Genomic DNA, 8,764 nt, shown 5'->3' on the forward strand with positions numbered 1-8,764 from the left:
GATTTTATGGATTTGCCAATCTTCTTTGAAGGCGGATATAATCTTTTTCGATAATGTTTGACTGACAGGAGCACATATCATGGTGCGCAATATGGTGCAGCGCGGTTTGGGCTTTATCGTCGCTTTGTTGATGGTGCTGACTATTCAGACAGCCTCAGCGCAAGATAATGAGCCGATGCGTCTGGAAGTGGATGCCAATCCGCTTATTTTCATGACAAGTTCTGGTGAACAGCAGATCGAATTGGAAATTGCGGATACGGATGAAAGTCGTATGCGCGGATTGATGTTCCGCACCGATTTACCACTTCAGCGCGGCATGTTGTTTGATTTCAAACAAGTACGGTTGGTGCTGATGTGGATGAAAAACACACCACTGCCGCTTGATATGGTTTTTCTGCATACGGATGGCACAATTGCGGTGATCCGTGAAAATACCACGCCTTTTTCTGAAAATATTGTTTCATCCGGCGAGCCGGTGGCCTATGTGATAGAGCTGAATGCAGGCATGGCTAAAAAGCTGGGGTTGAGTGCGGGTGATAAAGCCGTGCACCCCGCCATTTGCGGGCGTTGCGATTAAGGGCTGCGAGTTAGTACCTGCCGACAGATTAGGTTTGAGCGTTTTTAAGGAAAGTTTCGTGACTGCTCTGGATGTAAAATATTTCGACCATAATGGTATGCGTTTTGCCTATCGTGAAGACGGACCAGATGGCGCCCTAGCAGAAACGGTACTTCTCATTCATGGTTTTGCCTCATCCAGTGTCGTCAATTGGGTGTCGCCTGGTTGGTTTCGTACCCTTGTAGAAGCGGGCTATCATGTGGTGGCGCTTGATAATCGAGGCCATGGTCTCTCTGACAAGCCACATGAAAAAGAGCTTTACTATCCTGCGATGATGGCCGCAGATGCAGCAGCATTGCTGGATCATTTGAACATCAAAAAAGCCCATGTGATGGGTTATTCGATGGGGGCAAGGATCAGCGCATTTCTGGCGCTGGATTTCCCTGAAAAGGTGCAAAGCCTTGTTTTTGGTGGCCTTGGTATTGGTATGGTAACCGGTGCCGGTGACTGGGAGCCGATTGGCGAAGCATTGCTGGCCGAGGATCCGGAGACAGTCACTCATCCGCGGGGGCAAATGTTCCGCAAATTTGCCGATCAGACGAAAAGCGACCGTTTGGCGCTGGCTGCTTGTGTGATTACTTCCAAAGAGCTGGTGCCGGCACAAGCGATTGCCTTAATCGAGCAACCGGTTTTGGTGGCCGTCGGCACTAAAGATGATATTGCCGGTGATCCGCACGCATTGGCTGATTTATTGCCGCATGGTATTGCTCTTGATATCCCTGATCGCGATCATATGTTAGCGGTGGGTGACAAAGTGTATAAGCAGGGTGTATTATCATTTTTGAGCCAGCACCGTTTTTGATAAAAAAGCGGTGAAGCCCCTAAAAAAGACAATCGAGTTAAAGATGACAGCGCACAGTTCAGCCAAATTATCCGCGAATGTCAGTCAGGTTGATCCGATCTGGCATGCCGTTCGTGCTGAAGCGGAAGAAGCGGCGGCAAAAGATCCGTTGCTGGCATCGTTTTTCTACACGTCATTGATCAGCCAGCCAAGTTTGGAAGATGCGGTGGCCCATCGTGTTTCCGAGCGCCTTGGTCATCAGGATTTGAGCGCTGATTTGCTGCGCCAGACCTTTGCTGTGATGCGGGATAGTTGCGCTGACTGGTCTCGCGTTTTGCGTGTTGATATTCAAGCCGTTTATGACCGCGATCCGGCTTATAACCGTTTTATGGATCCGGTGATGTATCTGAAAGGTTTTCATGCCATTCAAACGCATCGTCTGGCGCATTGGTTGTGGAACGAAGGCCGTATTGATCTGGCTTATTATTTGCAAAGTCGTTCTTCTGCCGTATTCCAGACCGATATTCATCCGGCTGCAAAATTTGGCAGCGGCGTTTTCTTGGATCACGCTACCGGTCTGGTTGTGGGTGAAACGGCGGTCATTGAAGATAATGTTTCCATTTTGCATGCCGTTACCCTCGGCGGCACCGGCAAAGTTGGCGGTGACCGACATCCAAAGATTCGTCACGGCGTGCTGATCGGGGCAGGGGCCAAAATTCTTGGTAATATCGAGATTGGGCATTGCTCCAAGATTGCTGCCGGTTCGGTTGTGCTTAAATCCGTTCCCAATAATGTCACAGTTGCCGGTGTTCCGGCGAAGGTTATTGGTGACACCGGTTGTGCAGAACCATCACGCGTGATGGATCAATCTATCGGCAGCGATGATTGAAATCTGCTTTTAATAAAAAGATTCAAGTTGGCGATGAGCCTTTACAATAATATTGCGCGGGTGCATTAAACCCGCTGAACATTCTAATCAGGAGAATCCGGTTGAAACCCGAAGAAATCAAAAAACTCGACGCTTATTTCAAACGGACTTTTGGTAATCCGTCTTTGCAGGTGAAAGCGCGTCCGCGTAAGGATGATTCATGCGAATTATATCTGGATGATGAGTTTCTCGGCCTGATCTATGTCGATGAAGACGAAGAAGATGGTGAATTGTCCTACAACTTCTCCATGGCTATTCTGGATGTCGATCTCGACTGATTGAAATAATGTCAGTTTTCTGACTATCATTTATCAAAGCCCTGTTTGGATTGTCCAAACAGGGCTTTTTCTTTATCCGCCAAAGCAAGCTAATCGATAATATACGCCGCAAACGGGTTGTAATGCATGGCATCAAGCAACATACTTGGTTTTGATCAATAATGATGAGGCGGTTTAGTTTCACACAATGGTGTATCAATGCTGCCAAGGGGAGAATATATGGCGATATATGCATTTAATGGTCATACACCAACTTATGATGATGTGAAAACCAACTGGATTGCACCCGATGCGACTGCTGTGGGTAAAATACACTTAGGTGCAAATGTCAGTTTGTGGTTTGGTGTGGTTTTGCGTGGTGATAACGAACTGATTAAAATCGGTGCCAATACCAATGTACAAGAACATTGCATCATGCATACGGATTACGGTTTTCCACTCACTATCGGTGAGGGGTGCACGATTGGCCACCGGGCTATGCTGCATGGCTGCACGATTGGCGAAAATAGCCTGATCGGTATTGGTGCGATTGTGCTGAATGGTGCAAAAATCGGCAATAATTGTCTGGTTGGTGCCGGAGCGCTGGTCACAGAAGGAAAAGAATTTCCGGATAATTCATTGATTGTCGGCTCACCCGCACGGGTAGTGCGCCAACTTGATGATGCAGCGGTCGAGCGGCTCAAAGAATCAGCGCGCAATTATGTTGAAAAATCTCAAGCTTTCATGCGCGGCATGGAACCTGCTTGATTGCATGAAAGCTTATGCTTTGTTGTATGGATATGGTGGATGATCAGCTTCGCAATTTAAAATAAACGAGGAAAAAATATGTCCAATGGGGGGAAGGCTCAGGTGCAACTGAGCCTTGATGAATTATATTCTATCAGTTTTGATACGTTAACGCGTTTAGGATTGGCTACAGATCATGCTGAGACAATTGCCCGTAATTTGTGGCTATGCCAGCGTGATGAATGCCAGTCGCACGGGCTTTACCGTTTGCTGAGCAGTTCTAAGGCCGTGATTGAAAAAGCTGTTGTGCTTGATGCTGTACCCGTTGTGATTGATCATGCTCCGGCCATTGTGCGCGTGGATGCCAAAGGCGGTTTTTCATTATTGGCTTTTGAAAAAGGCAAGGATTTGCTGATTGAAAAAGCACGCCATTCTGGCATTGCTGCGATGGCAATCAATAATTGTGTGCATTTTTCTGCCTTGTGGCCTGATATTGAAGCTTTGACCGAACAAGGACTGGTGGCAATGGCGATGTTGCCAAGCCATGCATGGGTGGCACCGGCAGGGGGCAAACAGGGCGTATTTGGCACCAATCCATTTGCTTTCGGCTGGCCGCGCAAAAATGCGCATCCCATGGTGTTTGATTTTGCAACCAGTGCTTCGGCACGCGGTGAAATCGAACTTTATCTGCGTGCTGGCAAAGAATTACCGGAAGGTTGGGCGGTCGACAGCGAAGGTAAGCCAACCACTGATCCGCAAACCGCTCTTGATGGCGCGATGCTGACATTCGGCGGACATAAAGGCTCAGCGATCGCGATGATGATCGAACTTATGGCAGGGCCTTTGATTGGTGATTTGCTCAGTCTCGAAGCAATGGCAGATACAGTCAATTCCAGTGCTGCGCCACGTCACGGCGAAATTATCATCGCCTTTAATCCGGATAGCTTTTTAGGTGCGCAAACAGAGCAGCATATGGAACGTGCTGAAATGTTGTTTGATGCGATTGCCGGGCAGGGCGCGCGAATTCCTTCACAGCGCCGTTATGAGGCCCGCGCACGCAGTGATGACAATCAATATGTGACGGTTCCGCAAAAATTATATGAGGATATTCAGGCGTTATCAGCGCATTTCATTCGATGAATCGGCTTCTTTGAGTAAGAATTTGACCTGACAACAAAGATGCAGGAAGCGTGAAAGATGCAGGAAGCGTGTTATTGCTTTCCGCCCAGAATGACGCGGAAAGCAGGTCTTTTGCTTGCTGATTTAGCCGCTGACGGATGTTTGGCAGCGAAGGCTGCATTAACCTGTACTTTGGCCGCTTGCAGATTATCTTGCGTAATCGCAAACGATTCCTGCACTTGATAATGGTGGATCGGATCAGCTTCAAGCCAATAAGGCTCCTTATGTGCCGCAATAGCACCAATCCATTGGGTTTCGTCCTGATGCAGAACCGGCATAAGAACCAATTCAAATCCGTTTTGCCGTTGCATTTGGCTGATGCCAGATAATTGCGCACATAAAGGTGTATTGCTGCCTGCTACCGATTGCAGCATCTCTTCAGTTTCGACTTGATGATTTTTCGGCCAGAGGCTTGAAAATAACTGATTACGCAATTCTTGTCCGTGACGTGCACAAAGTCTAGTGCCTGCCAAGCGGAATTGGATGCCGCCTTTGGATCTGTGATGCAGAATGAAAATATCGGGTAGATATTCTGCCATCAAGCGCGGAGTGAAATGACGGCGTAAGGGTATCTCATGGTTTTCACGCAAAGCGTGCCATGTGGTGGAAAGAAACTGTGCTGCCGCTGTCATGGCAGAATGGGAGCTGGAACGTGACAAAACAGGTTTCCGCTTAAAATGAATAAAACATCACATCACGTTACTGATGCTTATTGATGCCTATAATTGCTGATTTGCCTCATCCAATATGATTAAGTGTCTGAATGCCAGCTTAACCCTTTGCTCATCCACTGTTAGAATTTGTTAAGGTTAACAAATACGTTTAAGGTTTTGAGAGTTTGATTCCAGAATTTGAATTAAGCAATTGAAATTATTATATAAATTTTGGTTTTCGCGTTAATTCATGGGGCATTCCTGAATGTGGAACATTCCTGCACTCTTATCTGCACAGTCACCTTTGCATGATGATTTGGTTAAATTTGTTAAGAATTAAACGTGGGCATGTGCTGCAAAAAATAACCTGTCTGTTTGGTGACATAGTTCTTTTTTAAGACCGCTATCCCATATGTTATGAAGCGAAAGATATGAAATGACGGGAATCAAATATTCATGACAAATCATGATTCAAATGAAAACTATGGTGTGCCCTATCAAAGGGGCGGTAACTCACCGCAGCCGCGGAAAGCGCGCGAGCCAGTTTTCAACATTCCTGCCGTTATTGTCGGTCTGATTTGCCTATGCGGTTTGATTTATGTGGCGCAGAATTATCTGATCTCGGAAGAGCATAATTTTATCTTCATGTTGAATTTTGCCTTCATTCCGGCACGTTTTACATATGGGGCTGGTTTTTCCGATCTTGCCGCATGGTTTACTATGCTCAGCTATTCTTTCATGCATGGTAGTTTTGCGCATCTGGCCGTTAATATGGTGTGGTTGGCAGCTTTTGGATCGCCGCTGGCAGGTCGCATCGGCGCATCAAAGATACTGATTTTCTGGGCGCTGACATCAATAGTGGCAGTGCTGACGCATTATGCGATTTATCCAACGAGCAATATTCCGTTGGTAGGTGCATCGGGTGCGATTTCCGGCATGATGGGGGCGGCTGCACGCTATGGCTTCAGACGCGTGCCGACATATAGCGGTAATAAAAATATTTCGGCCTTTGCCGGACCTCTGCTGCCGGTATTGACCACGCTGACTTATCGCCCTGTCATCACTTTTGTTGGTATCTGGTTTATCATCAATATTATTACCGGCGTTTATTCTGCGCAGGAAACAGGTTTGGCCTCTATTGCATGGGAAGCGCATATCGGCGGTTTTATTGCCGGCTTTTTCGGCATTGCTTTATTTGACAAGCCCCATGAATATGATCGCTATTTCAGGCGCTAAATAGCGAAGATAGATGATCTGCAGTTTGGATATTTATAACCGCAGATCATCTTTAGTGACTTGATTTGTTTGATCTGACAGATCACCATGTGGGATACGGAAGCCTTTGGGGAAGGTCTTTGGTTGAGAGAACAATACATAAAGATAATAAGTAATATTGAGCTCGCATATCCGAAATGGGAGGATTGATCATGACGGTTAAATATATTCTGGAAAAAAAAGGGCGTGACGTCATCAGTGCGATGCCGAATGCCAGTCTATCAGATGTTATTGCTATGTTGGCGCGCCATCGTATTGGTGCCTTGGTGATATGTGATGAAGCGCACAGGATATTGGGGATATTGTCGGAGCGCGATGTAGTACGGATGCTTGCGGCGCAAGGGCAAAAGGCGCTGGATATGCCGGTGTCAGAAGCGATGACCAAAAAAGTCGAAACCTGTGAGGAAAAGCATACAGTCAATCAGGTGATGGAAATCATGACACAGAAACGTTTCCGTCATATGCCGGTGGAGTGTGACGGCAAGCTGGAAGGCATTATTTCGATTGGTGACGTCGTGAAAGCACGGATTGAACAAGTGGAGCGCGAAGCCGACGAGATTCGCAATTATATCGCCAGTGCGTGATAGCAGGCACTCGCTGATAATCAGGCAAAGAAAAAGCGGTCTCTTCAGATACTGAAGAGGCCGCTTTTTTTAAATTGCCTATGTGAAGTGCTTATTTGCTGCGCAAATAACGTTCAGCTGCATAAAGCGAAATCGCTGCCGCATTGGAAACATTGAGCGATTTAATTTCACCCGGCATATCAAGACGCGCAAGCGCTGAAACGGTTTCGCGGGTTTTTTGACGAAGCCCCTTGCCTTCTGCGCCTAAGACAAGCGCGATTTTATCGCCGACCAATGTGGCTTCCATTTCGGCAGGGCCATCAGAATCAAGGCCAATGGTGATAAAGCCGAGCGCATGCAGCTCTTCCAGTGCTTCGGCAAGGTTACGAACTTCAATATGATTGATCAGTTCGAGTGCCCCGGAAGCGGATTTTGCCAGGACTCCTGATTCTTGCGGGCTATGACGGCTGGTGGTGATCAGTGCTTGCGCCCCGAAAGCAACAGCCGAGCGCATGATGGCACCGACATTGTGCGGATCGGTGACCTGATCGAGCACCAGAAGCAACTGGCTGTCCTGCAAAGCACTTAATTTTTGTGCTTTAAGCGGTTTGGCTTCAATCATCACCCCTTGATGCACAGCTTCACTGCCGGTTTCATTGTCGATATCGCGCGGTGTTACGATCTCGATTGGAAATCCACGAGATTCGATATCTTCAATTTCAAGGCGGGCGAGGGCATTGCGCGTCACCATCATGCGGGTGATTTTACGGTTCGGGTTCAAAACAGCAGCTCTGACCGTGTGCAAGCCATAAAGACGCACTAAATCATCGGATAAAGCACGCGCATCGGCCGCCGGACGGGTGTTTTTACGGAAATTTTGACTTGAAGGATTCGCATTCTGGTCACGAAACTGACGTCTCAACCGTGCGTAATGTGAATCCTTGGGTGTTTTTTTATTGTTGTCGGTGCTCATAGCTATTTTAATTTCTTCAAAGAGGTATTTGACAGTCTGCATACATGAAAATGGTGTCTAAGTATGCCTATATTGAATGAAAGGCATAATTTGTACCGGATTTGCGCGGTTTTGAGGGCGATTTTGCCACTTAGTATATTGAAAACAATCAGCAATCACAGCTTTGAGGGGCGCAAAAACCTGATTTTTCTGACAGGCTGTGGAAAGAATATGCATTTTTCTGCAAAGATTTGAGAATTGGCTGTTGACAGTTCGTGGCTCTATCGTCATAACGCCACCAACAGCGGTTGATTGACAAATCAAAATGTTAAGTCACTCAAATCGTTGTAAAATGCCTAGTTGCTCGACTCCGCTGGCAGTGATTGCTGGAGGAATGCCCGAGTGGTTAAAGGGGACGGACTGTAAATCCGTTGGCTAAGCCTACGTTGGTTCAAATCCAACTTCCTCCACCACTGCCGGAGCGGATGTCCATGTGCGCGGGTATAGCTCAATGGTAGAGCAGCAGCCTTCCAAGCTGAATACGCGGGTTCGATTCCCGCTACCCGCTCCAGAGTTTTTAAGAGCGAACTGGCGTAAAGTTTTCATGAGGCGGACGGGCAACCGGTCCGTTTTTCTGTATTAAACGCCGGTATGGATAACTATGCTGGCACGCAGGCAGTTCTAAAAGAAGAGAACAACGGCGATGGCTAAGAGTAAATTTGAACGTAACAAACCACACGTTAACATCGGCACCATCGGTCACGTTGACCATGGTAAGACCTCGTTGACAGCTGCTATCACCAAATTCTTTGG

General features: G+C 47.2%; 11 protein-coding genes and 2 tRNA genes. 11 read left to right on the plus strand and 2 right to left on the minus strand.

The window, feature by feature from the left end:
- The first annotated feature begins 79 nt into the window (after positions 1-79).
- From JNC77_RS06475 to JNC77_RS06500, 6 genes are all read left to right on the plus strand, one after another.
- Positions 80-577 (plus strand): DUF192 domain-containing protein, encoded by a 498-nt coding sequence (locus JNC77_RS06475; RefSeq protein WP_374830679.1) that lies wholly within the window; start codon positions 80-82, stop codon positions 575-577.
- Between the two features lie 58 nt (positions 578-635).
- Positions 636-1,418, plus strand: a complete 783-nt coding sequence (locus JNC77_RS06480) for an alpha/beta fold hydrolase (RefSeq protein WP_374830681.1) — start codon at positions 636-638, stop codon at positions 1,416-1,418.
- Between the two features lie 43 nt (positions 1,419-1,461).
- Positions 1,462-2,286, plus strand: a complete 825-nt coding sequence (cysE, locus tag JNC77_RS06485; RefSeq protein ID WP_374830683.1) for a serine O-acetyltransferase — start codon at positions 1,462-1,464, stop codon at positions 2,284-2,286.
- Positions 2,287-2,387: 101 nt separating this feature from the next.
- The gene (locus JNC77_RS06490) at positions 2,388-2,603 is read left to right on the plus strand and encodes a DUF3126 family protein (protein ID WP_184218756.1); all 216 of its coding nucleotides are present in this window, start codon (positions 2,388-2,390) and stop codon (positions 2,601-2,603) included.
- Positions 2,604-2,822: 219 nt separating this feature from the next.
- Positions 2,823-3,350 carry a gamma carbonic anhydrase family protein gene (locus tag JNC77_RS06495; protein ID WP_374830685.1) on the plus strand — a complete coding sequence of 176 codons (528 nt, stop codon included), beginning with the start codon at positions 2,823-2,825 and terminating at the stop codon, positions 3,348-3,350.
- Positions 3,351-3,428: 78 nt separating this feature from the next.
- A complete protein-coding gene (locus JNC77_RS06500; RefSeq protein WP_374830687.1) occupies positions 3,429-4,469 on the plus strand; it encodes an Ldh family oxidoreductase in 1,041 nt (346 codons plus the stop codon).
- Positions 4,470-4,540: 71 nt separating this feature from the next.
- On the opposite strand, the gene JNC77_RS06505 is transcribed toward JNC77_RS06500, so the two are convergent.
- Positions 4,541-5,167 carry a PAS domain-containing protein gene (locus JNC77_RS06505; RefSeq protein ID WP_374830689.1) on the minus strand — a complete coding sequence of 209 codons (627 nt, stop codon included), beginning with the start codon at positions 5,165-5,167 and terminating at the stop codon, positions 4,541-4,543.
- Positions 5,168-5,617: 450 nt separating this feature from the next.
- Here JNC77_RS06505 and JNC77_RS06510 point away from each other — a divergent pair, with 450 nt between their 5' ends.
- The gene (locus JNC77_RS06510; protein WP_374830691.1) at positions 5,618-6,397 is read left to right on the plus strand and encodes a rhomboid family intramembrane serine protease; all 780 of its coding nucleotides are present in this window, start codon (positions 5,618-5,620) and stop codon (positions 6,395-6,397) included.
- A 191-nt stretch (positions 6,398-6,588) separates the two neighbouring features.
- Positions 6,589-7,020, plus strand: a complete 432-nt coding sequence (locus tag JNC77_RS06515) for a CBS domain-containing protein (RefSeq protein ID WP_374830693.1) — start codon at positions 6,589-6,591, stop codon at positions 7,018-7,020.
- Between the two features lie 91 nt (positions 7,021-7,111).
- Here JNC77_RS06515 and rlmB read toward each other — a convergent pair whose 3' ends face one another.
- Positions 7,112-7,972: a 23S rRNA (guanosine(2251)-2'-O)-methyltransferase RlmB gene (gene rlmB / locus JNC77_RS06520; protein WP_374830695.1), complete on the minus strand. Its 861-nt coding sequence runs from the start codon at positions 7,970-7,972 to the stop codon at positions 7,112-7,114.
- Between the two features lie 367 nt (positions 7,973-8,339).
- Here rlmB and JNC77_RS06525 point away from each other — a divergent pair.
- From JNC77_RS06525 to JNC77_RS06535, 3 genes are all read left to right on the plus strand, one after another.
- Positions 8,340-8,424: transfer RNA gene (locus JNC77_RS06525), tRNA-Tyr, on the plus strand.
- A gap of 24 nt (positions 8,425-8,448) precedes the next feature.
- Positions 8,449-8,522 (plus strand) — tRNA-Gly (locus JNC77_RS06530).
- A gap of 132 nt (positions 8,523-8,654) precedes the next feature.
- A partial coding sequence (locus JNC77_RS06535; RefSeq protein WP_374831129.1) for a GTP-binding protein occupies positions 8,655-8,764 on the plus strand: 110 nt, incomplete at its 3' end.

It is taken from the genome of Paenochrobactrum pullorum, assembly GCF_041929845.1.
Taxonomy (GTDB): domain Bacteria; phylum Pseudomonadota; class Alphaproteobacteria; order Rhizobiales; family Rhizobiaceae; genus Paenochrobactrum; species Paenochrobactrum pullorum.